General features: G+C 58.7%; 32 protein-coding genes and 1 tRNA gene. 25 read left to right on the top strand and 8 right to left on the bottom strand.

Annotated features, from left to right (window positions below; all coding sequences use genetic code 11):
• Positions 1 to 56 precede the first annotated feature (56 nt).
• The 5 genes from AC07PQ_RS22610 (at position 57) to AC07PQ_RS22590 (ending at position 4,000) form a co-directional block, all read left to right on the top strand.
• The gene (locus AC07PQ_RS22610; protein WP_007920559.1) at positions 57 to 419 is read left to right on the top strand and encodes an NUDIX hydrolase; all 363 of its coding nucleotides are present in this window, start codon (positions 57 to 59) and stop codon (positions 417 to 419) included.
• Positions 420 to 575: 156 nt separating this feature from the next.
• Positions 576 to 926: a hypothetical protein gene (locus tag AC07PQ_RS22605; RefSeq protein WP_493185329.1), complete on the top strand. Its 351-nt coding sequence runs from the start codon at positions 576 to 578 to the stop codon at positions 924 to 926.
• 323 nt (positions 927 to 1,249) lie between these two features.
• Positions 1,250 to 1,879 carry a lytic polysaccharide monooxygenase auxiliary activity family 9 protein gene (locus AC07PQ_RS22600; protein WP_493185218.1) on the top strand — a complete coding sequence of 210 codons (630 nt, stop codon included), beginning with the start codon at positions 1,250 to 1,252 and terminating at the stop codon, positions 1,877 to 1,879.
• Between the two features lie 117 nt (positions 1,880 to 1,996).
• Positions 1,997 to 3,403 carry a carbohydrate-binding protein gene (locus tag AC07PQ_RS22595; RefSeq protein ID WP_492571593.1) on the top strand — a complete coding sequence of 469 codons (1,407 nt, stop codon included), beginning with the start codon at positions 1,997 to 1,999 and terminating at the stop codon, positions 3,401 to 3,403.
• Between the two features lie 135 nt (positions 3,404 to 3,538).
• Positions 3,539 to 4,000 (top strand): DUF2214 family protein, encoded by a 462-nt coding sequence (locus tag AC07PQ_RS22590; protein WP_007920552.1) that lies wholly within the window; start codon positions 3,539 to 3,541, stop codon positions 3,998 to 4,000.
• Positions 4,001 to 4,064: 64 nt separating this feature from the next.
• On the opposite strand, the gene AC07PQ_RS22585 is transcribed toward AC07PQ_RS22590, so the two are convergent.
• Positions 4,065 to 4,313: a hypothetical protein gene (locus tag AC07PQ_RS22585; protein ID WP_007920551.1), complete on the bottom strand. Its 249-nt coding sequence runs from the start codon at positions 4,311 to 4,313 to the stop codon at positions 4,065 to 4,067.
• Positions 4,314 to 4,660: 347 nt separating this feature from the next.
• A complete protein-coding gene (gene csrA, locus AC07PQ_RS22580) occupies positions 4,661 to 4,855 on the bottom strand; it encodes a carbon storage regulator CsrA (protein WP_007920550.1) in 195 nt (64 codons plus the stop codon).
• Positions 4,856 to 5,125: 270 nt separating this feature from the next.
• On the opposite strand from csrA, the gene AC07PQ_RS22575 reads away from it, so the two are divergent.
• Positions 5,126 to 5,482: an SPOR domain-containing protein gene (locus tag AC07PQ_RS22575; protein ID WP_101337355.1), complete on the top strand. Its 357-nt coding sequence runs from the start codon at positions 5,126 to 5,128 to the stop codon at positions 5,480 to 5,482.
• A gap of 102 nt (positions 5,483 to 5,584) precedes the next feature.
• Here AC07PQ_RS22575 and AC07PQ_RS22570 read toward each other — a convergent pair whose 3' ends face one another.
• From AC07PQ_RS22570 to AC07PQ_RS22560, 3 genes are all read right to left on the bottom strand, one after another.
• A complete protein-coding gene (locus AC07PQ_RS22570) occupies positions 5,585 to 6,274 on the bottom strand; it encodes an endonuclease (protein ID WP_007920548.1) in 690 nt (229 codons plus the stop codon).
• Between the two features lie 4 nt (positions 6,275 to 6,278).
• On the bottom strand, positions 6,279 to 6,515 hold the full coding sequence (locus AC07PQ_RS22565; protein ID WP_007920547.1) for a DUF1654 domain-containing protein: 237 nt from the start codon (positions 6,513 to 6,515) through the stop codon (positions 6,279 to 6,281).
• A gap of 234 nt (positions 6,516 to 6,749) precedes the next feature.
• Entirely contained in the window at positions 6,750 to 7,838 is a 1,089-nt protein-coding gene (locus AC07PQ_RS22560; RefSeq protein WP_007920539.1) for an asparaginase, read from the bottom strand.
• 323 nt (positions 7,839 to 8,161) lie between these two features.
• Here AC07PQ_RS22560 and AC07PQ_RS22555 point away from each other — a divergent pair, with 323 nt between their 5' ends.
• From AC07PQ_RS22555 to AC07PQ_RS22520, 8 genes are all read left to right on the top strand, one after another.
• On the top strand, positions 8,162 to 8,611 hold the full coding sequence (locus tag AC07PQ_RS22555; RefSeq protein ID WP_007920537.1) for a hypothetical protein: 450 nt from the start codon (positions 8,162 to 8,164) through the stop codon (positions 8,609 to 8,611).
• Between the two features lie 246 nt (positions 8,612 to 8,857).
• Positions 8,858 to 9,814 (top strand): sugar ABC transporter substrate-binding protein, encoded by a 957-nt coding sequence (locus AC07PQ_RS22550; protein ID WP_087088497.1) that lies wholly within the window; start codon positions 8,858 to 8,860, stop codon positions 9,812 to 9,814.
• Between the two features lie 57 nt (positions 9,815 to 9,871).
• On the top strand, positions 9,872 to 11,425 hold the full coding sequence (locus tag AC07PQ_RS22545) for a sugar ABC transporter ATP-binding protein (RefSeq protein WP_493185217.1): 1,554 nt from the start codon (positions 9,872 to 9,874) through the stop codon (positions 11,423 to 11,425).
• Complete coding sequence (locus tag AC07PQ_RS22540; RefSeq protein WP_007920531.1) at positions 11,422 to 12,399, top strand: ABC transporter permease; 978 nt, start codon at positions 11,422 to 11,424, stop codon at positions 12,397 to 12,399. Before AC07PQ_RS22545 ends, AC07PQ_RS22540 begins: the two co-directional genes overlap by 4 nt.
• 3 nt (positions 12,400 to 12,402) lie before the next feature.
• Entirely contained in the window at positions 12,403 to 13,422 is a 1,020-nt protein-coding gene (locus tag AC07PQ_RS22535) for a LacI family DNA-binding transcriptional regulator (protein ID WP_007920529.1), read from the top strand.
• A 22-nt stretch (positions 13,423 to 13,444) separates the two neighbouring features.
• Entirely contained in the window at positions 13,445 to 14,362 is a 918-nt protein-coding gene (rbsK, locus tag AC07PQ_RS22530) for a ribokinase (protein ID WP_493185216.1), read from the top strand.
• Positions 14,359 to 14,763: a D-ribose pyranase gene (gene rbsD / locus AC07PQ_RS22525; RefSeq protein ID WP_102680201.1), complete on the top strand. Its 405-nt coding sequence runs from the start codon at positions 14,359 to 14,361 to the stop codon at positions 14,761 to 14,763. The genes rbsK and rbsD overlap by 4 nt, the downstream gene beginning before the upstream one ends.
• 40 nt (positions 14,764 to 14,803) lie before the next feature.
• Positions 14,804 to 15,832: a nucleoside hydrolase gene (locus AC07PQ_RS22520; RefSeq protein ID WP_007920524.1), complete on the top strand. Its 1,029-nt coding sequence runs from the start codon at positions 14,804 to 14,806 to the stop codon at positions 15,830 to 15,832.
• Positions 15,833 to 15,866: 34 nt separating this feature from the next.
• Here AC07PQ_RS22520 and AC07PQ_RS22515 read toward each other — a convergent pair whose 3' ends face one another.
• Positions 15,867 to 16,079, bottom strand: a complete 213-nt coding sequence (locus tag AC07PQ_RS22515; protein WP_101337363.1) for a hypothetical protein — start codon at positions 16,077 to 16,079, stop codon at positions 15,867 to 15,869.
• Between the two features lie 163 nt (positions 16,080 to 16,242).
• Here AC07PQ_RS22515 and AC07PQ_RS22510 point away from each other — a divergent pair, with 163 nt between their 5' ends.
• The gene (locus tag AC07PQ_RS22510) at positions 16,243 to 16,548 is read left to right on the top strand and encodes a hypothetical protein (RefSeq protein ID WP_007920522.1); all 306 of its coding nucleotides are present in this window, start codon (positions 16,243 to 16,245) and stop codon (positions 16,546 to 16,548) included.
• Positions 16,549 to 16,709: 161 nt separating this feature from the next.
• Positions 16,710 to 17,021, top strand: coding sequence for an I78 family peptidase inhibitor (locus tag AC07PQ_RS22505; protein WP_007920521.1), 312 nt, complete (start codon positions 16,710 to 16,712; stop codon positions 17,019 to 17,021).
• A 73-nt stretch (positions 17,022 to 17,094) separates the two neighbouring features.
• Here AC07PQ_RS22505 and AC07PQ_RS22500 read toward each other — a convergent pair whose 3' ends face one another.
• Both AC07PQ_RS22500 and AC07PQ_RS22495 read right to left on the bottom strand, forming a co-directional pair.
• Entirely contained in the window at positions 17,095 to 17,307 is a 213-nt protein-coding gene (locus tag AC07PQ_RS22500) for a cold-shock protein (RefSeq protein WP_003179963.1), read from the bottom strand.
• A gap of 293 nt (positions 17,308 to 17,600) precedes the next feature.
• Positions 17,601 to 17,900 (bottom strand): hypothetical protein, encoded by a 300-nt coding sequence (locus AC07PQ_RS22495; RefSeq protein ID WP_007920518.1) that lies wholly within the window; start codon positions 17,898 to 17,900, stop codon positions 17,601 to 17,603.
• Between the two features lie 386 nt (positions 17,901 to 18,286).
• Here AC07PQ_RS22495 and thrS point away from each other — a divergent pair, with 386 nt between their 5' ends.
• From thrS to AC07PQ_RS22450, 9 genes are all read left to right on the top strand, one after another.
• Positions 18,287 to 20,209: a threonine--tRNA ligase gene (gene thrS / locus AC07PQ_RS22490; RefSeq protein WP_053260360.1), complete on the top strand. Its 1,923-nt coding sequence runs from the start codon at positions 18,287 to 18,289 to the stop codon at positions 20,207 to 20,209.
• Positions 20,209 to 20,760 (top strand): translation initiation factor IF-3, encoded by a 552-nt coding sequence (gene infC, locus AC07PQ_RS22485; protein ID WP_169914426.1) that lies wholly within the window; start codon positions 20,209 to 20,211, stop codon positions 20,758 to 20,760. Before thrS ends, infC begins: the two co-directional genes overlap by 1 nt.
• A 60-nt stretch (positions 20,761 to 20,820) precedes the next feature.
• Positions 20,821 to 21,015, top strand: a complete 195-nt coding sequence (gene rpmI, locus AC07PQ_RS22480; RefSeq protein WP_002553160.1) for a 50S ribosomal protein L35 — start codon at positions 20,821 to 20,823, stop codon at positions 21,013 to 21,015.
• Between the two features lie 30 nt (positions 21,016 to 21,045).
• Positions 21,046 to 21,402, top strand: a complete 357-nt coding sequence (gene rplT / locus AC07PQ_RS22475) for a 50S ribosomal protein L20 (RefSeq protein ID WP_007905879.1) — start codon at positions 21,046 to 21,048, stop codon at positions 21,400 to 21,402.
• Positions 21,403 to 21,511: 109 nt separating this feature from the next.
• Positions 21,512 to 22,528, top strand: a complete 1,017-nt coding sequence (gene pheS, locus AC07PQ_RS22470) for a phenylalanine--tRNA ligase subunit alpha (protein WP_493185215.1) — start codon at positions 21,512 to 21,514, stop codon at positions 22,526 to 22,528.
• Between the two features lie 36 nt (positions 22,529 to 22,564).
• Entirely contained in the window at positions 22,565 to 24,943 is a 2,379-nt protein-coding gene (pheT, locus tag AC07PQ_RS22465; protein WP_493185214.1) for a phenylalanine--tRNA ligase subunit beta, read from the top strand.
• 3 nt (positions 24,944 to 24,946) lie between these two features.
• Complete coding sequence (gene ihfA, locus AC07PQ_RS22460) at positions 24,947 to 25,249, top strand: integration host factor subunit alpha (RefSeq protein ID WP_002553164.1); 303 nt, start codon at positions 24,947 to 24,949, stop codon at positions 25,247 to 25,249.
• Positions 25,230 to 25,586 (top strand): MerR family transcriptional regulator, encoded by a 357-nt coding sequence (locus tag AC07PQ_RS22455; RefSeq protein ID WP_007920509.1) that lies wholly within the window; start codon positions 25,230 to 25,232, stop codon positions 25,584 to 25,586. The genes ihfA and AC07PQ_RS22455 overlap by 20 nt, the downstream gene beginning before the upstream one ends.
• A 91-nt stretch (positions 25,587 to 25,677) precedes the next feature.
• Positions 25,678 to 25,754 (top strand) — tRNA-Pro (locus tag AC07PQ_RS22450).
• Positions 25,755 to 25,955: the final 201 nt, after the last annotated feature.

The following is a 25,955-nucleotide window of genomic DNA, read 5'->3' as shown; positions in this document are numbered from 1 at the left end:
CTGTATGCACGTTCCCTGCGCAATACGGGCAGGATGTGGTCGGGTAGGGTGCAGGTATGAAGAGTAGAGCAACGGTGATTTGTGCGCATGGAGGGCAAATTCTTTTTGTCCGCAAGGATCGCGCAAAATGGTCTTTACCGGGCGGCAAGGTCGAGCCTGGGGAGTCTCTCGCTGCTGCCGCGATACGTGAGCTGCGTGAGGAGACAGGGCTGGATGCCAGTGAGCCTCTTTACATCCTGGAGTTCGACGCCGGCAATGTGCGGCATCACGTATTCGAGGTTGCCGTGGCCAATGCCGAGGATGCCCGGCCCTTGAATGAAATTGCGGCCATCGCTTGGCATGCCTATGGGGCTGCCCGTGAGCTGGATGCAACGGCCGCCACCAAGAGTATTGTGAGTTCGTTTTTACGCCGCCTTTAACCGAGGTGTTATCGATTCATGAAGAAGCCCGCCTTGCGCGGGTTTTTGTTTTTCCGACCAGTGCGCGAAATGGTCCGCGAGCGGTTTTCTCGCAGCCGAGTGCCAATGGTTTGTCATGTGAGTGATACAGTCGCGTTTTTACGGCGAGGTAGCGTGATGCGGGTGTTGATGACGGTAATGGTCGTGGCGTTGCTGGCGGGGTGTGCCGGCTCGGCGATGAATGAGGCGCGTTCGAAGAGCCCCTACAAGGTGCTCTCGTCGGCCAAGGCAGAGCAAATCGTGGCGCAGTGTGTGCAGTTTGCCTGGCAGGACGAAGCGGTGTTCGGTGTGGATGCGTCGGCCTATCTGGAGTCTGCCAAGGTGGGTGGATACACGGTCTATACCCGTTCGGCGGAGTCCTTTGCCGATATTCGGGGGCAGGCTTCGGGTACCACCGTCAATTATTACGCGGTCCAAGACAACTGGGTCGCCAAGCGTAGACTGGCTGCATTGGCGACTTGCCTGTAATTCCTTTTTGAACGTTATCCAGTAAACAGATCATGAACCCGGCTCTTGCCGGGTTTATGGTTTATTGAAGATCTCCATTGTTTTTCCTGAAAGGTTGATTAACAAGATGCCAGTTGAGTATTCATTTATTGGCTTGTGTAAGTTATTTGCCTTTCTCCCTGTAGGTTTGTGCTGTAATTATTGGTTGATGTTCCGGCTTTGTTGCGGTGCGACAATTTGCTCGGCATTTTGTATGCGGGAATCAGTAGACAAAACACTGATTTGGACTAGTTTAAAAGTTCTCCTCAAGAAGGAGTTTTATCTAATCAAAGGAGTGAACAATAATGAATAAGCCATTGGTTCAATCGAAACACGGGCGTGTCGTATCCCCCTCCAGCCGTGGTGCTGTCGCCGTTGAGCTGGGGCTGCTCGGCACCTGGCAGGTCAATGAGTTGGAAGGTGGTAAAAATTTCCCGGCCCTGGTGGGCGGACCTTTTCAGAAACCATACGAGAGCGACGTCGCCAGCGTTGTGCCACCGGCTGATGGGCATATCCTCAGCGGCGGCAAGACCGACGAGCGTGACTGCCTCAACTTCACCAATGAAGAAATGTCGAGGAAGCTTGGGCATTCGTTCTCCTGGCCGTTGCTCAACGTCGATCCGGGGCAGGTGTTTCAGGTCAAGTGGGAGTACACCGCTCCTCATGTGACCCGCGGTTACAGCTGGTTCATCACCAAAGATGGCTGGGACACGAGACAGCGTATCAGCCGTGCGCAACTGGAGCCGCAGGCGTTCTTCAAGGACTTCTACACACAAGTTCCGTATGACCAGCACGGCGATGAAATGAAGGCCAAGGTCGAACATCAAGTGACACTGCCCAAGAACAAGAAAGGCCATCACGTGATTGTTCTGGCGTGGATTGTCGCCAACACCGGCAATGCGTTCTATCAGGCGTTCGACGTCGACTTCAAATAGTCGACTTTGAATAACAGCAGAAGTTGTCATTCTCTTTAAATGGTTCTGAAGGATTAGAACGTGAACAAGATCAACTTTGCAGCGGTAAAGACTCAGGCGAATGATTCGGCATCGTTGATGCCGTCGATTGCAGGCAAGAAGATCCTCATGGGCTTCTGGCACAACTGGCCGGCAGGCCCCAGTGACGGCTACCAGCAGGGGCAGTTCGCCAACCTCGACCTGGTGGATGTACCCAGGGAATACAACGTGGTGGCGGTAGCCTTCATGAAGGGCAACGGCATTCCCACCTTCAAGCCCTACAACCTGTCGGACGAGGAGTTCCGGCGTCAGGTTGGCGTGCTCAACAGCCAGGGGCGGGCGGTGTTGATTTCCCTTGGCGGTGCGGACGCTCATATCGAGTTGCACAAGGGCAATGAGCAAGCGCTGGCCAACGAAATCATCCGTCTGGTGGAAACCTATGGTTTCGACGGGCTGGACATCGACCTCGAGCAAAGCGCCATCGATTTTGCCGACAACAAGATCGTGCTGCCGGCGGCGCTCAAGCTGGTGAAGGATCACTACGCAGGCGAGGGCAAGCACTTCATCATCAGCATGGCGCCGGAGTTTCCCTACCTCGCCACCGGCGGCAAATACGTCGGTTATATCCAGGCGCTGGATGGCTACTACGATTTCATCGCGCCGCAATACTACAACCAGGGCGGCGACGGTCTGTGGGTCCAGGAAGCCAACGGCGGGCAGGGTGCCTGGATTGCCCAGAACAACGACGCGCTGAAGGAAGACTTTCTGTTTTATCTGACCGAGAGCCTGGTCACCGGTACGCGTGGCTATATCGCCATCCCTGCCGACAAGTTCGTGATCGGTCTGCCGGCCAACGTCGACGCGGCAGCGACCGGGTATGTCATTGACCCAGCGGCGGTGAGCAATGCCTTCAAGCGTCTGGATCGTGCCGGATTGTCGATCAAGGGCCTGATGACCTGGTCGGTCAATTGGGATGACGGCCTCAACAAGTACGGCGTCCGTTACAACTGGGAGTTCCGTGATCGTTATGCGCCGCTGATCCATGGTGGCAGCGGCGAGGAGCGACCTTCGGCGCCGGGCAACCTGTTTTCTCCCGCGCAGACAGAAAACAGCGTGACCTTGAGCTGGAGTGCTGCCCACGGTGTTCGTCCGATCGAGTTCTACACCCTGTTTCGCGATGGCAAGCCGGTGGCCCAGACGGCCTCGCTGACCTTGACGGACGAGGGGCTGAAAACCGATACGCTGTACAGCTACTTTGTCAGCGCCACGGACGCCCAGGGTAATCAGTCGCTGCCCAGTACCAACCTGAACATCAAGACCGCTGGCGGGGTGCCTGACCCGCAATACCCGGAATGGCAGTTGAATCATCACTATCGCAAAGATGATGGTGTGACTTATCAGGGCAATCTGTATCTGTGCTTTCAAGAGCACACCTCGAACGCCGGCTGGACTCCGGATGTCGCCTTCACCCTTTGGGCCAAGGTGGCGGTTCAGCGTCGTGCGTGAGCGCGGCTAGGAGCAGTACAGAGGCGCCCCGATGACGGGCGCCTTTTTTATTGGGTGTCGGGCAAGGCAAAGCTGCGGGTTATGGGCTAATACTCACAGGCCTTTTTTTGTCATCCGTCAATGGAGAGTGGAGCGATGCTCATGCACTGGTTTCTCGCAGCCGTACACCTGTTGGCCTTTGCTGTCGCCTTTGCGGCGGTGCTCAATCGCGGTACAGCGTTGCGCCGCGTGGTCACCGAAGGGGCGGATGTGCGCCGGGCTCTGCTGGCCGACAATGGCTGGGGGCTGGCCGCCGCGGTGTTGTTGATCACCGGCTTGCTGCGCGCCTTTGCTGGCTACGAAAAAGGCACGGACTACTACCTGCACCAGCCGCTGTTTCACATCAAGATGACCTTGTTCGTCATCATCCTGTTGCTCGAAATATGGCCAATGGTTGCGCTGATCAAATGGCGAATCGCCCTGGGGCGCGGGGCGTCGATCGATAGCGGTCGCGCCACGCTGTTTGCGCGCATCAGCCACCTGCAGGCGCTGCTGATTGTGCTGATAGTAGTGGCGGCCAGTGGCATGGCACGTGGGGTCATGCTCGGCCAGTCATGAGGTGAGGAGTCGCGTGTGCTCGGGCTCGCTGCGGGCTGTTGCGCGTCATCGAGCACCGCGCGCTCTAGCAGAGTTGGCTGAAAGCCTTGCTGATGGTGGCCCGGTTGGTTTTGAACTCGGCCTGCTGCACGGGAATGATGCCGAACTCATCGCTGACGATAGCCAGCACGCGGTGCAGGTAGTCGACGTTGGCCTCGGAGCGGAAGGTGAATATTCCGCGTTTGACTTCGTAGAGCCCCTCCGTCGAGCAGGCGGCAATGGTCCGCATCGCATTCAGGTCGTTGGTGATCAGAAGGTAAGCGAACTCTTGCATATGACCGCTCCTTGTTCGTAAAGCATCTGCCGATGGCAAGGGGGGAGCCTCGGCGGGTTCGCGGAGGCGGTAGGTCTTGAAATTACTCCTCCTGCTCATTGCCACGCTACTGAGTATTTATACAAAAACGAGGAAGGGCTTTCTCCCGGCCGAGTCGTATCGACAGATTGCCGGGATGGAGCGCTATCAGTGAAGGGCTTGGGTAGTGCACTTTTGCCAGGGCTGGCGCTGGCGGCCTGAACTGCGCCGCTGCCATATGAAGAGGGGGAGGATGCTGCGGGGAATCAATCAACGATGACGCTGCGCCAGCCATTGTGATGAGACAAAGGGCTGGCCGCTCATGGCGCTCAAGGTGTTTCGCGTTTGTCCGGGGCGGTGAGGCCGGCTTGGATCCGTTGGTAGATTTCTTCGCGATGGACTGCGACGTCTTTCGGGGCATTGATGCCGATCCGGACTTGCTGGCCGCTAACGCCCAGAATGGTGATCGTGATGTCGTCACCGATATTTATGCTTTCACCGACCTTGCGGGTGAGTATCAGCATGATCTTCTCCTTGATTGCTTAGTAGTAGGGCACCTGATTCAGACAGTGCAGATGTCGGTAGTAGTGCGTATAGATTACTGCGAAGTACCACTGTGTGGGTGCCTCTTTCTGACGCGCAGACGCTGTATTAATTCCCGAGGTGCAACTATACAGAGGCGATAAATATCATTCTCCTTGTTTTGCGCTGATTTTGTGGCGTTTGTGCAGGGGATTGGGGTGCTAAAATCGCCGCCTCAGACTTTCAAGGGGTAGGTTGTGCGCACAGTAGCGATGATGATGGCGGTCCTGGCATTGGCGGGATGCGGTGAAGGCAAGCATGCCGAGGTGGACAAGAAGGTGGCGCCGGTTGTCCAGGCACAGCCGCCGCAGACCGCCACGACGCCGCAATGGGATGTACTGGTCGCCGGCACCCTGCCTCAGGCGACGAGCGATCTGGCCGGCTGGCTGATCGAACACGGGATCATTTCCTATGTCGTCGTCGAAGATGGCAAGGATCGGGTGCTGATCGGCCCGTTCGATTCCCAGGCCGAAGCCGAAGCCAAGAAAGCCGAGCTGGTCGAGAAGCTGACCAAGGCCAAGAAGCGCAATATCGAGCCGCAGGTAATCGAGCACCGCGTCGCGCAATAAGCCGTTCTTTTGGGTGCCGGGTCAAGGCCAGTCTTGCCGGCGCTCAATCATCCTTGAGGGGCTGTCCATGCCCCGGACGTTTATCGGCAACCCGGACGGATATCAGCCGCAGGCCTTCAGGTTGACCGGGCCGACGAACTCGTTGCCACGCCCCATCACACAAGCCACGCTCTGATTGCGCTGGCGCTCCCAGGGTTGTACCGGATAGGTTTTGTTCCAGGCTTCGTACAACTGACGATCCTGTTTCGACAGGCGCAGGTTGTACTGCTTGCTCATATAGAAGTAGGTCCGGGCGATCATGCCGCGAATGGATGGGCGCGGCATGACCTTCTTGGCCTTGAAGTCGACCTGAGTCAGACATGAACCGTACTGGCCGGACCGCGCCGGCAGCCAGCCGAAGCTGAAGTTGTTACGGTCGCCATTGACCTCGCCGATGCTCGGCACCAGGTTGTGCAGGTCGGCTTCGGCGCGTTGATAAATCGGGTCGTGGCGCGTGCAGTTCTTGCGCCCGCCTTGCTGCCAGCATTGACGCTGATGGCCGATCTGCCAGGCGGGAACGATGTGCTCCCATTCGATGCGCGCGGCGCGATTGGCGTTCTTGCGGGGGACATAGCCGCAGGCGGCGAGGTTGACCCGATTGCCGCTGTACTTGCAGCCACAGTAGAACTCGGTGGATTGCGGGGCGTACAGCTTCCAGGCGATTTTCTTCGCTTCGTTGAAGGTGCGGGGCGCATCGGCGTGGGCATTCAGGGCAACGCAAAACAGCAGCACAGCAAAACAGCGGGCAATCATCGACTCAGTCTTCCTTCGGCACAACCCAGAAAATCTGCACACCGCCGTCATCGCGATAGGCGAGGGTGACGTTGTCGTTTTCGGCGATTTCTTCGAGCAGGCGCTCCCACTCGTCGACCGCTTCGTCGGGCTGACGGAAGATCAGGGCGGCCTTGGCTTTTTGTGCGTTGGGCGAGTTGATGATTTTCTGAACGCGCAAACCGAGGCGTTCATAAGAGCTTGGTGGTGCTGCGGCGGGCACGGAACATTCCTTATTAAGCTGTATGCGCGTACAGTATTTTACTGTAGGAAATTTCGCAACCGCTTAAAATTCAAGAGGTTCTTCTGACAGCGATATCCGCGGATTGCTGCAAAACGATTGAGTTTTTATCTGCGGGATAAAGAAGAGGGCAGGCCAACCGGGGCGGAGCACTCGCCCAGGGCGGGCGAGTGCGGGGTAGAGCGGTGCCCGACCAGAACAGGTCGGGCGGGCCAATCAGTATTCCCAGAACATCCGCTGCAGTTCCTTGCTGTCCTGGGTCTTGGTCAGGGCGACCATGGCCAGGATGCGGGCTTTCTGCGGGTTCAGGTCGTTGGCCACGACCCAGTCGTATTTGTCGTCAGGCTGTTCCGCGTTGCGCAGTACGAAGCCGCCGGCATTGACGTGGGACGAACGAATGATCTGTACGCCATTCTTGCGCAGCTCCTGCAGGGCCGGCACTACGCGGGAAGACACCGAGCCATTGCCGGTACCGGCGTGGATGATGGCTTTGGCGCCGGACTGGGCCAGGGCCTTGTAGGCGGTGTCGCTGACGTTGCCATAGCCATAGGCGATTTCGACGTCAGGCAGGCTCTTGATGGTCTTGATGTCGAATTCCGAATCCAGGGTGTGACGCTTGGCCGGCAGGCGGAACCAGTAGGATTTGCCTTCCACCACCATGCCCAGTGGGCCCCATGGGCTCTTGAAGGCTTCGGTCTTGATATTGATCATTTTGCTGACGTCACGACCCGACTGGATCTCGTCGTTCATGGTGACCAGCACGCCCTTGCCATGGGCTTCCTTGCTACCGGCGACGGCGACGGCGTTGTACAGGTTGAGCATGCCGTCGGCGGACATGGCGGTGCCCGGACGCATGGATCCGACCACTACGATGGGCTTGTCGGTCTTTTCCACCAGGTTCAGGAAGTAAGCGGTTTCTTCCAGGGTGTCGGTGCCGTGGGTGATGACGATGCCGTCGACGTCCTTGCTGTCGGCCAGTTCGGCGACGCGACGGCCCAGTTGCAGCAGGTTTTCGTTGGTGATGCTTTCAGAGGCGATCTGCATGACCTGTTCGCCGCGCACATTGGCGACCTGGCTCAGCTCGGGGATCCCGGCGATCAACTGCTCGATGCCGACTTTGGCGGCCTGGTAGGTGGCGCTGTTGGCGGCACTGGCGCCAGCGCCGGCAATGGTGCCGCCGGTAGCGAGCACGACCACGTTGGCCAGCTTCTGTTTGGTTTCGACTTCCTTGGCCTGCAATGCAGTCGGAAGGAGCAAGAGGAGGGCCAAAGCGCCCGGAACAAGGGTGTTGAAAGCAGATTTCATTATTTTCTCTCTAGTAGTGAGACGGTGCTGGTGCAGGTTCATCTAGATACACCCGAGACAGATCTGAATGCCGCGGGCGAAAGGGAACAGCAGGATCTGTACCAGCCGGACTGTGGTCGCAAAACTCTTTTAACTTAATGATTTATATCAACTTATTTTTAGTTATCGGATTCGATGGCTGTTTCGTTGTCCGGTTTTCCGAATGCTCGGAAGATTTGCGTTCGGTTGTCCGACAGTTCTGATTTTCATGAGGAAAAAGCTGAATTAAAGAGATGGTCCTTGCAGCCGATGCCCTTCAAGGATCGTTTCTTTATGGAGCTCACATGTCTATTTCTGTCGGTTTTCCCGCTGCCGGGGCCATCACCATCAACGGTAAATCACCGGCCACTATCGAGGCTCTGAGCCAGGGCGCCGCCGATAGCGCTGCGCAAGCCCTGGGGGTCGATGAAGAGGGCAAGCTGCGAGTGGCATCCGCTTCCGAGGCCGAGAAGGCAGAGGCCCAAGGCTCTGAAGGGGACAATCAAAGCCTGGTGGTGAAAATGCTGCTCAAGCGCATGAAAGAACTGCAGGCCCAATTGCAGGAGCAACAGCAGCAGTTGGCCGCTGCCCAGGCGGCGAGTTATCCGACCCCTGAAGCCAAGGCGACCGTGGTGATGGCGATTCAAGGCCAGATCGTCGATACCAACGGCGCGCTGCAGGAAGTGGCGGGGAAGCTGGTCAAGGAACTGAGTAAGGACGCTTCGTCAGGCACACTGGTCAGTACCACCGCATGATTGTGTGATGTCGTACGGGGCGTCTGTCCTGGCGTTCCGGGCGGCTCATGGGCTTGGCTTCCCCGTTGACAAATAGCGGCAGGGTTCGCATAGTTCGTTTTACGCAAACGTTTGCGCAGGCCCTGGGCGATAAAAGTCATACACCTCTCAGGTTCGCTTCAAGCCGCGTTAATCGGGGTCTGAAGGTTGTCGAGCGTACTCCGGCGCAAGCGTTGCTCACAATAATCATAAGATCGGAGTGAATCCATGAAGCTGCCATTCGCTGGACGTCTTCTCGCTGTCGCTGTTCTGGCTGCCGCATCCGCTACGCTTCCCCTCTCTTCGGCATTCGCCGAGGCCCCGGAAAAACCCAAGGTCGCCCTGGTCATGAAATCCCTGGCCAACGAATTTTTTCTCACCATGGAAGACGGCGCCAAGGCTTATCAAAAAGACCATGCCGCCGATTTCGACCTGGTTTCCAACGGCATCAAGGATGAAACCGACACCGCCAACCAGATCCGTATCGTCGAGCAGATGATCGTTTCCAAGGTCAACGCGCTGGTGATCGCCCCGGCGGACTCCAAGGCCATGGTGCCGGTGATCAAGAAGGCGGTGGACGCCGGTATCACCGTGATCAACATCGACAACCAGCTGGATCCGGCCGTACTCAAAAGCAAAAACATCAGCGTGCCTTTTGTCGGCCCCGACAACCGCAAGGGCGCGCGCCTGGTGGGCGAGTACCTGGCCAAGGACCTGAAGGCCGGGGACGAAGTCGGCATCATCGAAGGCGTGTCGACCACCACCAACGCCCAGCAGCGCACTGCAGGCTTCAAGGATGCGATGGAGGCCGCGCAGATCAAGGTGGTCTCGCTGCAATCCGGCGACTGGGAAATCGATGCCGGCAACCGCGTCGCCGCCGCCATGCTCAGCGAATACCCGAACCTCAAGGCGCTGCTGGCCGGCAACGACAGCATGGCCGTCGGTGCCGTCTCGGCGGTGCGCGCGGCGGGCAAGGCCGGCAAGGTCAAGGTGGTCGGCTACGACAACATCAATGCCATCAAACCGATGCTCAAGGACGGTCGCGTGCTGGCGACCGCCGATCAGTTCGCCGCCAAGCAGGCGGTCTTCGGTATCGAGACGGCGCTGAAGATCCTCAAGGGCGAGAAGGTGGACGGTGGCGCCAATGGCGTGATCGAAACTCCGGTTGAGCTGGTCACCCAGTAATCTTTCTGGTGGCGCAACGGCGCCCGCCTGAACAGGCGGGCGCATGGAGAGTTTCTTATGTCAGTTTCCGCTGTGAACGCTGTCCTTTCGGTCAGCGGTATCGGCAAGACCTATGCGCAACCGGTATTGACTGGCATCGACCTGACGCTGATGCGTGGGGAAGTGCTGGCGCTGACCGGGGAAAACGGCGCGGGCAAAAGCACCCTGTCGAAAATCATTGGTGGTCTGGTGACCCCGACCACCGGCGAGATGCGCTTCAACGGCCAGGCTTACCGTCCTGGCAGTCGCACCCAGGCCGAAGAGCTGGGCATCCGCATGGTCATGCAGGAACTCAACCTGTTGCCGACGCTATCGGTGGCCGAGAATCTGTTCCTCGATAACCTGCCCAGCCTCGGCGGCTGGATCAGTCGCAAACAGTTGCGCAAGGCGGCGATCGAAGCCATGGCCCAGGTCGGCCTGGAGGCGATCGACCCCGATACCCTGGTCGGCGAACTGGGGATTGGCCACCAGCAGATGGTGGAGATCGCGCGCAACCTGATCGGCGACTGCCATGTGCTGATCCTCGACGAGCCGACTGCGATGCTCACGGCTCGCGAAGTCGAGTTGCTCTTCGAACAGATCACTCGTCTACAGGTCCGTGGCGTGGCCATCATCTATATCTCCCATCGCCTGGAAGAGCTGGCCCGGGTCGCGCAGCGCATTGCGGTGCTGCGCGACGGTTGCCTGGTTTGTGTCGAGCCGATGGCCAATTACAACAGCGAGCAACTGGTCAACCTGATGGTAGGGCGCGAGCTGGGCGAACACATCGATCTCGGCCCGCGCAAGATTGGCGCGCCGGCCCTGACGGTCAGCGGCCTGAGTCGTTCCGACAAGGTTCTGGACGTGTCTTTCGAGGTGCGCAGCGGCGAGATATTCGGTATTTCCGGGTTGATCGGGGCGGGGCGCACCGAACTGTTGCGGCTGATCTTCGGCGCCGACAAGGCTGACAGCGGCACGGTGGCCCTGGGTTATCCGGCGCAGGTGGCGAATATCCGTTCGCCGGTTGATGCAGTGGCCCACGGCATTGCCCTGATCACCGAGGACCGCAAGGGTGAAGGCCTGCTGCTGACGCAATCCATCAGCGCCAATATCGCCCTGGGCAACATGCCGGAAATCTCCAGTGGCGGCCTGGTCAATGGTCGTGACGAATCGGCATTGGCGCAGCGGCAGATCGATGCCATGCGCATTCGCAGTTCGGGGCCCGCGCAACTGGTGTCCGAACTGTCCGGGGGCAATCAGCAGAAGGTGGTCATCGGCCGCTGGCTGGAGCGCGATTGCGCGGTGCTGCTGTTCGACGAGCCGACCCGGGGCATCGATGTCGGCGCCAAGTTCGATATCTATGGCCTGCTTGGCGAACTGACCCGCCAGGGCAAGGCGCTGGTGGTGGTCTCCAGCGACCTGCGGGAGCTGATGTTGATCTGCGATCGCATTGGCGTGCTGTCCGCCGGGCGCCTGATCGATACCTTCGAGCGCGACAGCTGGACCCAGGATGAACTGCTTGCCGCCGCTTTCGCCGGCTATCAAAAACGTGATGCGTTGCTCAACGAAGCGGCGCCTAGGGACCTCCCATGAAAACTGCATCTTCGGCCGGCAAACGTGGCGGCAACTATTACGGCCTCGGCACCTACCTGGGGCTGGCCGGTGCCTTGCTGGCAATGATTGCGCTGTTCTCGACACTGAGCAGCCACTTTCTTTCCTATGACACCTTCAGCACCCTGGCCAACCAGATCCCGGACCTGATGGTGCTGGCGGTGGGCATGACCTTTGTCCTGATCATCGGCGGCATCGATTTGTCCGTCGGCTCGGTGCTGGCCCTGGCGGCCTCCACCGTCAGCGTGGCGATTCTCGGCTGGGGCTGGAGTGTCATCCCGGCGGCATTACTGGGCATGGGCTGCGCGGCATTGGCCGGGACCATCACCGGTTCGATCACTGTCGCCTGGCGTATTCCTTCGTTCATCGTCTCCCTTGGTGTGCTGGAAATGGCCCGCGGCGTGGCTTACCAGATGACCGGTTCGCGCACCGCCTATATCGGCGATGCCTTCGCCTGGTTGTCGAATCCGATCGCCTTCGGTATCTCGCCATCGTTCATCATTGCCTTGCTGATCATCTTCATCGCCCAGGCGGTGCTGACGCGCACGGTGTTCGGCCGTTACCTGATCGGCATCGGCACCAACGAGGAAGCGGTACGTCTGGCAGGCATCAACCCCAAACCCTACAAGATCCTGGTGTTCAGCCTGATGGGGCTGCTGGCGGGCATCGCCGCACTGTTCCAGATTTCCCGCCTCGAGGCCGCGGACCCGAATGCCGGTTCCGGCCTGGAGCTGCAAGTGATCGCGGCCGTGGTGATCGGCGGCACCAGCCTGATGGGCGGACGCGGGTCGGTGATCAGCACCTTTTTCGGGGTATTGATTATCTCGGTGCTGGCCGCGGGGCTGGCGCAGATCGGCGCGACCGAGCCGACCAAACGCATCATCACCGGCGCGGTCATCGTGATTGCGGTGGTACTGGATACTTATCGCAGCCAGCGCGCAAGCCGGCGGAGCTGAGTCATGGCAACGATCAAAGATGTGGCGGCGCTCGCAGGGATTTCCTACACCACGGTTTCCCATGTGCTGAACAAGACGCGTCCGGTCAGCGAGGAAGTGCGGATCAAGGTCGAGGCGGCGATCCAGCAGCTCGACTACGTGCCCAGCGCCGTGGCGCGCTCGCTGAAGGCCAAGACCACGGCGACCATCGGCCTGTTGGTGCCCAACAGCCTCAACCCGTATTTCGCCGAGCTGGCCCGAGGGATCGAGGATTATTGCGAGCGCAACGGCTACTGCGTGATTCTCTGCAACTCCGACGACGACCCGGAAAAACAGCGCAGCTACCTGCGGGTGCTGCTGGAAAAACGCATTGACGGCCTGATCGTGACCTCGGCCGGTGGCGACGGCGGGCTGGCCAAGGGCCTGGCCGCCGTGCGCACGCCGATGGTGATCGTCGACCGCGGGCTGGAAGGGGTGGATGCGGACCTGGTGCGTATCGACCACGAATACGGTGCGTATCTGGCGACCCGTCATCTGCTCGAGTTGGGCCATCGCGATATCGCCTGCATCGGCGGCCCGGACTACACCAGCGTGGCGCAGCTACGTCTGGCGGGGTTCCAGCGGGCGTTGCGCGAAGCCGGCGTGGAGGTGCCTGCGCAGCGCATCCTGCAGAGCGACTTCACCAGTACCGGCGGTTATCACGCGGCGGCCCAGCTGTTGGAGCGCAACCGGCCCAGCGCGATCTTCGCCGGCAACGACATGATGGGCATCGGTGTGCTGCGTGCGGCGGCGGAGCGCAATATCCGGGTGCCGAGCGAACTGTCGGTGATCGGCTTCGACGATATCCAGATGAGTCGTTATGTGTATCCGGCGCTGACTACAGTTGGCCAGTCGATCCTGCAACTGGGCGAGCAGGCGGCGGAGCTGTTGCTGCGCCGCATTGCCACCCCTGGATTGCCGACCGACCAGCGTATCGTCACCCCAAGCATTGTCCTGCGCGAGTCGACGGCGCCCGTGGCCGGCGCATTCGCCGAGTACCGTTGAATCGAATTGTGAGTATCGATGTATGCCAGCAAAAGTAGTGGTAGTAGGCAGTCTCAATATGGACCTGGTCACTCGGGCCGAGCGGTTGCCGCGTGCCGGTGAAACCCTGATCGGCCAGTCGTTCGCCACGGTTTCCGGTGGCAAGGGGGCGAACCAGGCGGTGGCGGCGGCCCGCCTGGGTGCCCAGGTGTCGATGATCGGCTGCGTCGGTGATGATGCCTACGGCGAGCAATTGCGCTCGGCGTTGCTCGCCGAGCGGATCGATTGCCAGGCCGTCACCGCTGTCTCTGGCTCCAGTGGCGTCGCCTTGATCGTGGTGGACGACAGCAGTCAGAACGCGATCGTGATCGTGGCCGGTGGCAATGGTCGGCTCACGCCAGAAGTGGTCAGCGGCTTCGACAAGGTGCTGCAGGCGGCCGATGTAATCATCTGCCAGCTCGAAGTGCCGGTGCCCACTGTGGGGCATAGCCTCAAGCGCGGCCGTGAACTGGGCAAGACCGTGATCCTCAACCCTGCACCGGCCAGTGGCCCGTTGCCGGCGGACTGGTACGCGTCCATCGACTATCTGATTCCCAACGAAAGCGAGGCCGCGGCCCTCAGCGGCTTGCCGGTGGATTCCCTGGCGAGCGCCGAAGCCGCGGCCGCCCGCTTGATCGCCGCCGGGGCCGGCAAGGTCATCATCACGCTCGGCGCCCAAGGCTCGCTGTTCGCCAATGGCACGAGCTTCGAGCATTTCCCGGCGCCCAAGGTCAAGGCGGTCGACACTACGGCCGCCGGCGATACCTTCGTCGGTGGTTTTGCCGCCGCCCTGGCCGCCGGCAAGAACGAGGCCGAGGCGATTCGTTTCGGTCAGGTCGCGGCAGCGCTGTCGGTGACCCGCCCAGGTGCGCAACCATCCATTCCCACGTTGTCCGACGTACAGGCGTTCTCTCCCGCATGAAAAAAACACCCTTGCTCAATGTCGCCCTGTCGCGACTGATTGCCTCCCTGGGGCACGGCGATATCGTGGTCATCGGCGATGCCGGCCTGCCTGTACCGCCGGGCGTCGAATTGATCGACCTGGCCTTGACCCAGGGTATTCCGGATTTCCTCAGCACCTTGCAGGTGGTGCTTTGCGAGATGCAGGTGGAAGGCCATGTGCTGGCGCAGGAGATCCTGGATCGACAATCCCCGACCCTGCAAGCGCTCGAGGCGTTAAGCGTCGAGGGGGCGCTGGGCGCGCGCAAGCTGTTGAGCCACGATGAGTTCAAGGTGCTCAGCCGCCAGGCGCGGGCAATCGTTCGCACCGGGGAGTGTCAGCCTTATTGCAACATCGCTTTGATTGCCGGGGTGACGTTCTGAGCGTTGCCCCTCTCTGTTCAACCACGCAAAGGAGTGCGCCATGCACCGCTATGCTCAGCTATTGAAACACCTGATCCGGAGTGTTCTGCTCGTGTCTCTGTTCACTGCTACCAGCGCCCATGCGGCAGAAAAAATCGATCTGATCATCGATACCGATCCGGGTGCCGATGATGTGGTTGCGTTGCTGTTCGCCCTGGCGTCGCCGGAAGAACTGCAGATCCGCGCGCTGACCACGGTGGCCGGCAACGTGCGCCTGGACAAGACCTCGCGCAATGCGCGCCTGGCCCGTGAGTGGGCGGGGCGCGAAGAGGTACCGGTGTACGCCGGCGCGCCTAAGCCGCTGCTGCGCACGCCGATCTATGCTGAGAATATTCACGGCAAGGAAGGCATTTCCGGGGTCACGGTGCATGAGCCGAAAAAGGGCCTGGCCGAGGGCAGTGCGATCAATTACCTGATCGACACCCTGCGCGCCGCCAAACCCCACAGCATCACCATCGCCATGCTGGGGCCGCAGACCAACCTGGCGCTGGCGCTGATCCAGGCACCGGATATCACTCAAGGCATCAAGGAAGTGGTGGTCATGGGCGGGGCGCATTTCAACGGCGGCAATATCACCCCGGTGGCGGAGTTCAATCTGTTCGCCGACCCGCAGGCCGCCGAGGTGGTGCTCAAGAGCGGCGTGAAGCTGACTTACCTGCCGCTGGACGTTACCCACAAGGTGCTGACCAGCGATGCGCGCCTGCAGAAAATCGCGGCCTTGAACAACAATGCCAGCAAGGTGGTGGGCGATATCCTCAACGAATACGTCAAGGGTGACATGGAGCACTACGGCATCCCGGGTGGTCCGGTGCATGACGCGACCGTCGTTGCTTACCTGCTCAAGCCCGAACTGTTCAGTGGGCGCCAGGCCAACATGGTGATCGACAGCCGTGAAGGGCCGACCTTCGGCCAGACCATCGTCGATTGGTACGACGGCCTGAAGCAGGAGAAGAACGTGTTCTGGGTGGAGAATGGCGATGCCCAGGGTTTCTTCGATCTGCTGACCGAGCGTCTGGCTCGCCTGAAATAAGTGATATTCCCGGCAGGTGCCAGCCTGTCGGGCGTTACGCCTTCTCTGTACCCGGCGTGCCCGAGTGCTCGCCGGGATACTTCTCGAATATCTGCTCGATGAATGTCTGGGCCGCTTCGGTGCCCAGCTCCCTGATCAGTAAGTCGATGCCGATGATCGCCAGCTCTTCGGGGCTGCCGGGGCTGTAGGAGCAGTGGCCTTCGGGCCATTTGGCTTTGATGTCGGCGTCGATCGTCACGGTGGCCATGGAAGTCTCGCGAGCTCGGAAAGGATAGGGCCGGACAGGCGCTTGTCGAGGGCTTCCGGTTTTGTAGAGTTAAACACCTTGGCGGGCTTTTCGCACTCCGACTTAGGCATGAGGGGAGGGCTGTGCGACACTTGGTCATTGTCTGTTTTCAAAGGGTGCCAGTGTGCAGATCGATTTGAACAACCCTGATGCCTTGACCTTCGAGGCGGTGCGCCAGTTGCTGGCGTCGGCCAGTGACGATGTGCATACCCAGTTGCGAGTGACCAAGGCGGGCATTGCCTATATCTCGTCGGGCGTGGTCGGTGGCGCGGACATCGACGGCCTGCTGTTCAGGCTGGAGACCTGGGCCGCCGGTTCCGGTTATGTCGGGCGGGTAGCGGCCAGCGATGAGGTCTGGGTGACGCAGATTTTTAACGCGTTGAAACAGAACTGGCCGAAGCCACCATTCGATTACATCGATATTTACTGAGGCTGTTCATATCCGGTCACGATTGCTGCATGAAAACGTGGCCGTACCTGATGCAGACTTGCCCGCTGCCTGGCCAAGAGGCCATTGGCCAGTCCGTTTGTGAAACCAATAGTCAGAGCGGTTGTCGCACTATCTCTGCTTATTTTTGAAAAGGAGGCTTCATGCCTTGGAAGCTCGCGTCATTCGGTACCTTGTTGGCTGCAGTCGTTTTGACGGGGTGCAGCACTTCTTCGCCGGATAAGGATCCGGTAGCGACCGAGAGCGGCCATAGCCGCTGTGAGGCTAAGGCGGCCGAATTCGCCATCGGCAAAAAAGCTTCGCCTGAGCTGCTGGAACAGGCGCGTACTCGCGCAGGTGCGCAGAACGCCCGTATTCTCAAGCCGAACGACATGATCACCCTGGAATACCGTTCCGATCGGCTGAACCTAAACACCGATACCAATCTGGTGGTCACCCGGGTCAACTGCGGCTGATCGCGTCAGCGCTTTTGCACCTTGCATAAAAAACCCCGTCACATGGACGGGGTTTTTTTAGCTCGCTGAGAAATTACTCAGGACGAACTTGTGCAGCTTGCATACCCTTTTGGCCTTTCTCAGCCACGAAGGAAACGGTCTGGCCTTCTTTCAGGCTTTTGAAACCGTCGCTTTCAATAGCTTTGAAGTGTACGAACAGGTCGTCACCGCCACCTTGAGGAGTGATGAAGCCGAAGCCTTTTTCATCGTTGAACCATTTTACGGTGCCGGTTTGGCGATTAGACATGGTGTATCTCCAAGAAACATATATTTTCAGTAGTACTGTGCTGCTCAGGCCAACTGGGCACACCGGGCTATCATAGTCGAAATGTTCGACTTGGGAGCCCCCCGGACGTGCCGATTCCCAGGTGGTTGAGTCCGTTTTGTTGCTCCGATCGGCTGAAGGCCCCGGTTTAAGGGGCTTTCACCGAAAATATTCGGTGATAAAAAAAGCCGTAAAAGCTGCGTAAATTGTGAAAAAAGGCCGGTTTTCAGATCGCATCGAGCCTGAAGCAGGACCGTCTCTCGCGCATTAAAGACTTATTTCACCACCCGGCAAGCGGCAATAGCGTCCAGGGCCTTGGCTCTCAGCGCCGGATCCGGTTGAGTCTGCTTGCTCATGAGTTGTTTGATTTCGTCTGTAGTGAATTTCTCATTGAGCTTGTCCGCACCACAGGCGCAGTGCTTTTCCGCACTTTTCACATCAACGCTCTGGCTGGCGGCAGCCGTGCAATCCTTCATGTATTCGGCACGTACCCCGGCTGGCCAGGCGGCCTGCGCGCTCAGAGGCAGCAGCAGGGCGAAAGGGGCGGCAAGGGCGAATAGTTGGGTGAGGCGCATGAGTCGAGCTCTCCTGGGATTGGTACAAGAATGGCGATTCTCGGTGTATTTGAGGCCTTGCGTACACACCAAGTTCACTTTCTCGAAAGAAAGCGCGGATACGCTGGTCCCGGTGGGAAGTACGGCGCGATGACCGTTCATCTGTGCTAGCATGCCCGGCTTGGGTGTTTTCAGGCTCTGGGCGAGTTTCAATCCCACCGCGGTCTATGCCTCTATTTTTTTCTGATTTGAACTCCAGTCACTCTGGTTCGTTTTACCGGTTGGCCGCAAGGCTCCTGCCACTGTGAGGCAGGCGTTCGTCACGAACGGCCTGGATCGAACCGCGTACTGGCTCATCCCAACCCACGTGACCTTTGGTAGGGGTCACCACTAGGAGAGGAGGCGCCATGCCCACTATTACTCTTCCCGACGGCAGTCAACGTTCATTCGATCATCCGGTTTCCGTAGCCGAGGTCGCCGCATCCATTGGTGCAGGTCTGGCCAAGGCCACCGTGGCCGGCAAGGTCAATGGCAAACTGGTCGACGCCTGCGATCTGATCGACAGCGACGCGACCCTGCAAATCATCACGCCAAAGGATGAAGAGGGGCTGGAGATCATTCGCCACTCTTGCGCTCACCTGGTTGGCCACGCGGTCAAGCAGCTGTATCCGACAGCGAAGATGGTTATCGGTCCGGTGATCGATGAAGGCTTCTATTACGATATCGCCTACGAGCGTCCTTTCACCCCGGACGACCTGGCGGCCATCGAGCAGCGCATGCAGCAGCTGATCGAGAAAGATTACGACGTCATCAAGAAGGTCACTCCGCGCGCCGAAGTGATCGAAGTGTTCAAGGCTCGCGGCGAAGACTACAAGCTGCGCCTGGTCGAGGACATGCCGAACGAACAGGCCATGGGCCTGTACTTCCACGAAGAATACGTCGACATGTGCCGTGGTCCGCATGTGCCGAATACTCGTTTCCTCAAGTCCTTCAAACTGACCAAGCTGTCCGGCGCCTACTGGCGCGGCGATGCCAAGAACGAGCAACTGCAGCGCGTCTATGGCACTGCCTGGGCGGACAAGAAGCAACTGGCGGCGTACATCCAGCGTATCGAAGAAGCCGAGAAGCGCGACCATCGCAAGATCGGTAAGCGTTTGGGTCTGTTCCATACCCAGGAAGAAGCGCCGGGCATGGTGTTCTGGCATCCGAACGGCTGGACCCTGTACCAAGTGCTCGAGCAGTACATGCGCAAGGTGCAGCGCGACAATGGCTACCTGGAGATCAAGACTCCGCAGGTGGTCGATCGCAGCCTGTGGGAGAAATCCGGGCACTGGGCCAACTACGCCGAAAACATGTTCACCACCGAGTCGGAAAGCCGCGACTACGCCATCAAGCCGATGAACTGCCCGTGTCACGTGCAGGTATTCAATCAGGGCCTGAAAAGCTACCGCGAGCTGCCGATGCGTTTGGCCGAGTTCGGTGCCTGCCACCGTAACGAGCCGTCCGGTGCATTGCACGGCATCATGCGTGTGCGTGCCTTCACCCAGGACGATGCGCATATCTTCTGCACCGAAGAGCAGATGCAGGCTGAATCCGCCGCGTTTATCAAGCTGACCATGGATGTCTATGCCGACTTCGGCTTCAAGGATATCGAAATGAAGCTTTCCACCCGCCCTGAAAAGCGTGTGGGTTCCGACGAGCTGTGGGATCGCGCTGAAAATGCCTTGGCTGCCGCGCTTGATAGCGCCGGGCTGCCGTATGACCTGCAACCGGGCGAAGGGGCGTTCTACGGTCCGAAAATCGAGTTCTCGCTGAAAGACTGCCTGGGTCGTGTCTGGCAGTGTGGTACCTTGCAGCTCGATTTCAACCTGCCGATCCGTCTGGGTGCCGAATACGTTTCCGAAGATAACAGCCGTAAACATCCGGTGATGTTGCACCGGGCGATCCTCGGCTCCTTCGAGCGTTTCGTCGGGATTCTGATCGAGCATTACGAAGGGGCGTTCCCTGCGTGGCTGGCTCCGACCCAGGCCGTAGTGATGAATATCACTGATAAACAGGCAGATTTTGCCCTCGAAGTGGAAAAAACCCTCAACCAAAGCGGATTTCGTGCCAAGTCTGACTTGAGAAATGAAAAGATCGGCTTTAAAATCCGCGAGCATACTTTGCTCAAGGTTCCCTATCTCTTGGTTATTGGAGATCGGGAAGTCGAGACGCAGACTGTCGCTGTGCGTACCCGTGAAGGTGCTGACCTGGGCTCGATGCCCGTCGCCCAATTCTCGGAGTTCCTTGCACAAGCGGTTTCCCGGCGTGGTCGCCCAGATTCGGAGTAATTATTATTAAGCGTGAAATGAGACAAGATAAACGAGCTGCACCGAAAGCCCCGATCAACGAGAATATCTCGGCACGCGAGGTTCGGTTAATTGGCGCTGACGGCGAGCAGATTGGCATCGTCTCGATTGATGAAGCGCTTCGTATTGCTGAAGAAGCCAAGCTTGATCTGGTGGAAATCTCCGCCGACGCAGTCCCACCGGTTTGCCGTGTGATGGACTACGGCAAGTCGATCTTCGAGAAGAAGAAGCAGATTGCCGCGGCGAAGAAGAACCAGAAGCAGATTCAGGTAAAAGAAATCAAGTTTCGTCCAGGGACGGAGGAAGGGGATTACCAGGTAAAACTGCGCAACCTGGTACGTTTCCTGAGTGACGGGGACAGGGCCAAGGTATCCTTGCGATTCCGCGGCCGTGAGATGGCCCACCAGGAGCTGGGGATGGAACTCCTCAAGCGGGTTGAAGCTGACCTGCAAGAGTACGGTTCGGTCGAACAGCATCCTAAGATGGAAGGACGCCAGCTGATCATGGTCATCGCCCCGAAAAAGAAGAAGTAATCAACAGGGCACGGCAGGCCTTCTGATTATGTTTATCAACTGAATGCGGAGTATCCGAACATGCCAAAGATGAAAACCAAAAGTGGTGCTGCTAAGCGGTTTCTGAAAACTGCTAACGGTATCAAGCACAAGCACGCTTTCAAGAGCCACATCCTGACCAAAATGTCGACCAAGCGTAAGCGTCAACTGCGCGGTAGCAGCTTGCTGCATCCGTCTGACGTGGCAAAAGTCGAGCGCATGCTGCGCCTTCGTTAATTTTTGGATCAAGAATAGAGGAAGTAACTCATGGCTCGTGTAAAGCGTGGCGTCATTGCCCGTAAACGTCACAAAAAAATTCTGAAACTTGCTAAAGGCTACTACGGCGCGCGCTCCCGCGTATTCCGTGTTGCCAAGCAAGCGGTAATCAAGGCAGGCCAATACGCCTACCGCGACCGTCGTCAGAAAAAACGTCAGTTCCGCGCTCTGTGGATCGCTCGTATCAACGCTGGTGCTCGTATCAACGGTCTGTCCTACAGCCGTTTCATCGCCGGCCTGAAAAAAGCGTCCATCGAGATCGACCGTAAGGTTCTGGCTGATCTGGCAGTGAACGAAAAAGCGGCGTTTGCTGCGATTGTCGAGAAAGCTAAAGCCACTCTGGCTTAAGTACCCCCGACAGTCACCCGGGCTCACCTCTGTGGGCTCAGGTGTTAAACGTCATAAATAGGGGAAGAGCCTACAAGCTCTTCCCCTATTTTGTATCTGGAGTCTGTACATGGAAAACCTGGATGCGCTGGTCTCTCAAGCACTAGAGGCTGTGCAAAGCGCTGAAGATATCAATGCCCTGGAGCGAATCCGGGTTCAGTACCTTGGCAAGAAGGGTGAATTGACTCAGGTGATGAAGACCCTGGGGAATTTGCCGGCAGAGGAGCGCCCGCAGGTCGGCGCCCTGATCAACGTTGCCAAGGAGCGTGTTACAGAGGCTCTCAATACGCGTAAGGCTTTGTTTGAAGAAGCCGAGCTGGCTGCCAAACTGTCCGCTGAGTCCATCGATGTGACCCTGCCTGGCCGTGGCCAGGTCTCCGGCGGTCTGCATCCTGTGACCCGGACTCTGGAACGTATTGAACAGTTCTTCACCCATATCGGCTACGGCATCGCCGAAGGCCCTGAGGTCGAAGACGACTATCACAACTTCGAGGCGCTCAACATCCCAGGCCACCACCCGGCCCGTTCGATGCATGACACCTTCTATTTCAATGCGAACATGCTGTTGCGCACCCATACCTCTCCGGTACAGGTCCGCACCATGGAATCGCAGCAGCCGCCTATCCGCATCGTCTGCCCAGGCCGTGTGTACCGTAGCGACTCCGATATCACCCACTCGCCGATGTTCCACCAGGTCGAAGGCCTGCTGATCGATCGCGACATCAATTTCGCCGACCTCAAAGGGACCATCGAAGAGTTCCTGCGGGTGTTCTTCGAAAAAGAACTGGCAGTGCGTTTCCGTCCTTCGTACTTCCCGTTCACCGAGCCGTCCGCCGAAGTCGACATGGAATGTGTGATGTGCAGCGGTAAGGGCTGCCGTGTCTGCAAGCAGACCGGTTGGCTGGAAGTCATGGGCTGCGGCATGGTTCACCCGAATGTGCTGCGCATGTCCGGGATCGATCCGGAAGAGTTCCAGGGCTTTGCCTTCGGTATGGGCGCCGAGCGTCTGGCCATGCTGCGTTACGGCGTGAATGACTTGCGCCTGTTCTTCGACAACGACTTGCGGTTCCTCGCGCAATTTCGCTAGGTCGCACGCCCGTAACGAATCTTTCAGGAGAGCAGGATGAAATTCAGTGAACAATGGCTGCGTGGCTGGGTAAGCCCGCAGGTAAGTCGCGACGAGCTGGTTGCTCGTCTGTCGATGGCCGGTCTTGAGGTCGATAGCGTAACGCCGGCCGCCGGTGTTTTCAGTGGCGTGGTGGTGGGCGAGGTGCTGAGCACCGAGCAACACCCCGATGCCGACAAGCTGCGTGTTTGCCAGGTCAACAATGGCGCGGAAACCTTCCAGGTCGTGTGCGGTGCGCCAAACGTGCGTCCGGGCCTGAAGATCCCTTTCGCCATGATCGGCGCGGAGCTGCCTGGCGACTTCAAGATCAAGAAGGCCAAGCTGCGCGGCGTCGAGTCGAACGGCATGCTGTGCTCCCAGGCAGAACTGCAGGTGGGAGAGGGCAATGACGGTCTGATGGAGCTACCGGTGGATGCGCCGGTAGGCAAGGATTTCCGTGAGTACCTGGAACTGGACGATGCCAGTATTGAAGTCGACCTGACTCCTAACCGCGGTGACTGCCTGTCGCTGGCGGGGCTCGCCCGTGAAGTCGGCGCGCTCTACGCAGTGCCTGTCGCCCGTCCGGTGGTGCTATCCGTGGCACCTGCGCACGACGAAGTGCGTCCGGTTGAAGTGCTGGCACCCGCGGCGTGCCCGCGTTATCTGGGCCGGGTTATCCGTAATGTTGATCTGTCCAAGCCGACCCCACTGTGGATGGTCGAGCGTCTGCGTCGCGCTGATGTACGCAGCATCGATGCGGCTGTAGACATCACCAACTACGTGATGCTGGAGCTGGGGCAACCGCTGCATGCTTTCGACCTCGCCGAAATCAACGGTGGCATCCGTGTGCGGATGGCCGAAGAGGGCGAGAAGCTGGTCTTGCTCGACGGCCAGGAAGTGGCCCTGCGCAGCGATACCCTGGTTATCGCCGACCATACCCGTGCCCTGGCGATTGCCGGTGTCATGGGCGGCGAGCACAGCGGCGTAACGGCAACTACCCGCGACGTTTTCCTGGAAAGTGCCTTCTTCGACCAGATCGCTGTCGCTGGTAAAGCCCGTTCCTATGGCCTGCACACCGACGCCTCGCATCGCTACGAGCGTGGTGTGGACTGGCAATTGGCCCGTGAAGCCATGGAGCGCGCCACCGGCTTGCTGCTGGAGATTACTGGTGGCGAAGCTGGCCCGATCATTGAAACCGTCAGCGAGCAGCACCTGCCTTCGATCGCTCCGGTCACTCTGCGTGCCGAGCGCATCACCCAGATGCTGGGCATGGAAATCGAAGCGGCAGAAGTCGAGCGTCTGCTCGGTGCTCTGGGTCTGAAGATTTCCGCCGATGGAGCAGGGCAGTGGCGCGTTGAGGTGCCAAGTCATCGCTTCGACATCAGCCTGGAAGTCGATCTGATCGAAGAGCTGGCTCGCCTGTACGGCTACAACCGCCTACCGGTTCGCTACCCTCAGGCACGTCTGGCTCCACAAGCCAAGGCCGAAGCTCGTAGCGATCTGCCAGAGCTGCGTCGTTTACTGGTGGCCCGCGGTTATCAGGAAGCCATTACTTACAGCTTCATCGATCCGAAACAGTTCGAGTTGTTTAATCCGGGAGTCGAGCCGCTGTTGCTGGCCAACCCGATTTCCAACGACATGGCTGCCATGCGTTCCTCGCTGTGGCCGGGGCTGGTCAAGGCGCTTCAGCACAACCTGAACCGCCAGCAGGACCGTGTCCGTCTGTTTGAGAGCGGTCTGCGTTTCGTCGGTCAACTGGAAGGCTTGAAGCAAGAGCCGATGCTGGCCGGTGTGGTATGCGGTACCCGTCTGCCGGAAGGCTGGGCACAAGGCCGCGATGTTGTGGACTTCTTCGACGTCAAGGCTGATGTGGAAGCGGTGCTGGGTTTTGCCGGTGCACTCGATGCGTTCACTTTCGCGCCTGGCAAGCACCCTGCGTTGCACCCGGGTCAAACCGCGCGCATCAAGCGTGAAGGTCGTCTGGTTGGTTATATTGGCGCTATCCACCCTGAATTGTCGAAAACCCTCGGTCTCGACCGTCCGGTCTTCGTTTTCGAGCTGGTTCTGGCCGAAGTAGCCTCGGGAAAAATGCCTGAATTCCGTGAGTTGTCGCGCTTTCCTGAAGTGCGTCGTGACTTGGCCTTGCTGGCTGATCGCGATGTCGCTGCCAGTGCGGTACTGGATGTAATCCGTGAGAATGCAGGCGAATGGCTGACAGACCTCAGGTTGTTTGACGTGTACCAGGGTAAAGGCATTGATCCTCATAGAAAAAGCCTTGCAGTTGGCTTGACCTGGCAGCATCCATCGCGCACTCTTAATGACGATGAGGTGAACTCCACGACGCAAAATATCCTCACCTCGCTCGAACAAAGGTTGAACGCCACGTTAAGGAAGTGACGTATGGGGGCTCTGACGAAAGCTGAAATGGCCGAACGTCTCTACGAAGAGCTGGGCCTGAATAAACGTGAGGCCAAGGAATTGGTCGAGCTGTTTTTTGAGGAAATCAGGCACGCTCTCGAAGATAACGAACAGGTCAAACTGTCCGGTTTCGGTAACTTCGATCTTCGGGATAAACGCCAGCGACCTGGCCGCAACCCGAAGACGGGTGAAGAAATCCCGATCACGGCACGCCGTGTGGTCACCTTTCGTCCAGGGCAGAAGTTGAAGGCCCGAGTTGAGGCTTATGCTGGAACCAAGTCATAACGACGAGCTCCCGGTCATTCCGGGCAAGCGCTACTTCACCATCGGTGAAGTCAGCGAGCTCTGTGCGGTCAAGCCGCATGTGCTGCGTTATTGGGAGCAGGAGTTTCCTCAACTCAACCCCGTCAAGCGCCGCGGAAATCGCCGGTATTATCAGCGCCAGGATGTGCTGATGATCCGGCAGATCCGCGCGTTGCTGTATGATCAGGGATTCACCATCGGTGGAGCACGCCTGCGCCTTTCCGGTGATGAAGCCAAAGACGACACCACCCAGTACAAGCAATTGATCCGTCAGATGATCTCCGAACTGGAGGACGTTCTGGTAGTACTCAAGAAATGATTTTCAGCCTTTAAAATACTTCCATATTTCAAAAGCTTGCGATATATTCTTGAACGCTTCGTTAAGAAGCAAACCCAGTAACACGCCTAGTCGGGGCGTAGCGCAGTCCGGTAGCGCACTAGCATGGGGTGCTAGGGGTCGAGTGTTCGAATCACTCCGTCCCGACCATATAATTCAATGACTGAGCCCAATCTTCACAGGTTGGGCTTTTTCATGCGCATGACTTTTACGTTATTTCTCGACTTTTCAGGCCGGCCTCCTTTTTAAGAACGCTGGCGCCTAGTTGCGCTTCTGTCCTTGTGGTTCGGGAGCTGCCTACAGCTGTAGCCCTTCTCCGGGGGGGGGGGGGGGGGGGGGGTCCCGCACGAG

It is taken from the genome of Pseudomonas sp. GW821-FHT09E12, from assembly GCF_059416085.1.
Note: the sequence above shows the minus strand (reverse complement) of the source record. Positions and strands in the feature narration are given on the sequence as shown.

What these genes read in the sequence shown, in the direction of transcription:
- AC07PQ_RS22610 (WP_007920559.1), top strand. Translation starts at nt 57, where the DNA reads ATGAAGAGTAGAGCAACGGTGATTTGTGCGCATGGAGGGCAAATTCTT.
- AC07PQ_RS22605 (WP_493185329.1), top strand. Translation starts at nt 576, where the DNA reads ATGCGGGTGTTGATGACGGTAATGGTCGTGGCGTTGCTGGCGGGGTGT.
- AC07PQ_RS22600 (WP_493185218.1), top strand. Translation starts at nt 1,250, where the DNA reads ATGAATAAGCCATTGGTTCAATCGAAACACGGGCGTGTCGTATCCCCC.
- AC07PQ_RS22595 (WP_492571593.1), top strand. Translation starts at nt 1,997, where the DNA reads ATGCCGTCGATTGCAGGCAAGAAGATCCTCATGGGCTTCTGGCACAAC.
- AC07PQ_RS22590 (WP_007920552.1), top strand. Translation starts at nt 3,539, where the DNA reads ATGCTCATGCACTGGTTTCTCGCAGCCGTACACCTGTTGGCCTTTGCT.
- AC07PQ_RS22585 (WP_007920551.1), bottom strand. Translation starts at nt 4,313, where the DNA reads ATGCAAGAGTTCGCTTACCTTCTGATCACCAACGACCTGAATGCGATG.
- csrA (WP_007920550.1), bottom strand. Translation starts at nt 4,855, where the DNA reads ATGCTGATACTCACCCGCAAGGTCGGTGAAAGCATAAATATCGGTGAC.
- AC07PQ_RS22575 (WP_101337355.1), top strand. Translation starts at nt 5,126, where the DNA reads ATGATGATGGCGGTCCTGGCATTGGCGGGATGCGGTGAAGGCAAGCAT.
- AC07PQ_RS22570 (WP_007920548.1), bottom strand. Translation starts at nt 6,274, where the DNA reads ATGATTGCCCGCTGTTTTGCTGTGCTGCTGTTTTGCGTTGCCCTGAAT.
- AC07PQ_RS22560 (WP_007920539.1), bottom strand. Translation starts at nt 7,838, where the DNA reads ATGAAATCTGCTTTCAACACCCTTGTTCCGGGCGCTTTGGCCCTCCTC.
- AC07PQ_RS22555 (WP_007920537.1), top strand. Translation starts at nt 8,162, where the DNA reads ATGTCTATTTCTGTCGGTTTTCCCGCTGCCGGGGCCATCACCATCAAC.
- AC07PQ_RS22550 (WP_087088497.1), top strand. Translation starts at nt 8,858, where the DNA reads ATGAAGCTGCCATTCGCTGGACGTCTTCTCGCTGTCGCTGTTCTGGCT.
- AC07PQ_RS22545 (WP_493185217.1), top strand. Translation starts at nt 9,872, where the DNA reads ATGTCAGTTTCCGCTGTGAACGCTGTCCTTTCGGTCAGCGGTATCGGC.
- AC07PQ_RS22540 (WP_007920531.1), top strand. Translation starts at nt 11,422, where the DNA reads ATGAAAACTGCATCTTCGGCCGGCAAACGTGGCGGCAACTATTACGGC.
- AC07PQ_RS22535 (WP_007920529.1), top strand. Translation starts at nt 12,403, where the DNA reads ATGGCAACGATCAAAGATGTGGCGGCGCTCGCAGGGATTTCCTACACC.
- rbsK (WP_493185216.1), top strand. Translation starts at nt 13,445, where the DNA reads ATGCCAGCAAAAGTAGTGGTAGTAGGCAGTCTCAATATGGACCTGGTC.
- rbsD (WP_102680201.1), top strand. Translation starts at nt 14,359, where the DNA reads ATGAAAAAAACACCCTTGCTCAATGTCGCCCTGTCGCGACTGATTGCC.
- AC07PQ_RS22520 (WP_007920524.1), top strand. Translation starts at nt 14,804, where the DNA reads ATGCACCGCTATGCTCAGCTATTGAAACACCTGATCCGGAGTGTTCTG.
- AC07PQ_RS22515 (WP_101337363.1), bottom strand. Translation starts at nt 16,079, where the DNA reads ATGGCCACCGTGACGATCGACGCCGACATCAAAGCCAAATGGCCCGAA.
- AC07PQ_RS22505 (WP_007920521.1), top strand. Translation starts at nt 16,710, where the DNA reads ATGCCTTGGAAGCTCGCGTCATTCGGTACCTTGTTGGCTGCAGTCGTT.
- AC07PQ_RS22500 (WP_003179963.1), bottom strand. Translation starts at nt 17,307, where the DNA reads ATGTCTAATCGCCAAACCGGCACCGTAAAATGGTTCAACGATGAAAAA.
- AC07PQ_RS22495 (WP_007920518.1), bottom strand. Translation starts at nt 17,900, where the DNA reads ATGCGCCTCACCCAACTATTCGCCCTTGCCGCCCCTTTCGCCCTGCTG.
- thrS (WP_053260360.1), top strand. Translation starts at nt 18,287, where the DNA reads ATGCCCACTATTACTCTTCCCGACGGCAGTCAACGTTCATTCGATCAT.
- rpmI (WP_002553160.1), top strand. Translation starts at nt 20,821, where the DNA reads ATGCCAAAGATGAAAACCAAAAGTGGTGCTGCTAAGCGGTTTCTGAAA.
- rplT (WP_007905879.1), top strand. Translation starts at nt 21,046, where the DNA reads ATGGCTCGTGTAAAGCGTGGCGTCATTGCCCGTAAACGTCACAAAAAA.
- pheS (WP_493185215.1), top strand. Translation starts at nt 21,512, where the DNA reads ATGGAAAACCTGGATGCGCTGGTCTCTCAAGCACTAGAGGCTGTGCAA.
- pheT (WP_493185214.1), top strand. Translation starts at nt 22,565, where the DNA reads ATGAAATTCAGTGAACAATGGCTGCGTGGCTGGGTAAGCCCGCAGGTA.
- ihfA (WP_002553164.1), top strand. Translation starts at nt 24,947, where the DNA reads ATGGGGGCTCTGACGAAAGCTGAAATGGCCGAACGTCTCTACGAAGAG.
- AC07PQ_RS22455 (WP_007920509.1), top strand. Translation starts at nt 25,230, where the DNA reads ATGCTGGAACCAAGTCATAACGACGAGCTCCCGGTCATTCCGGGCAAG.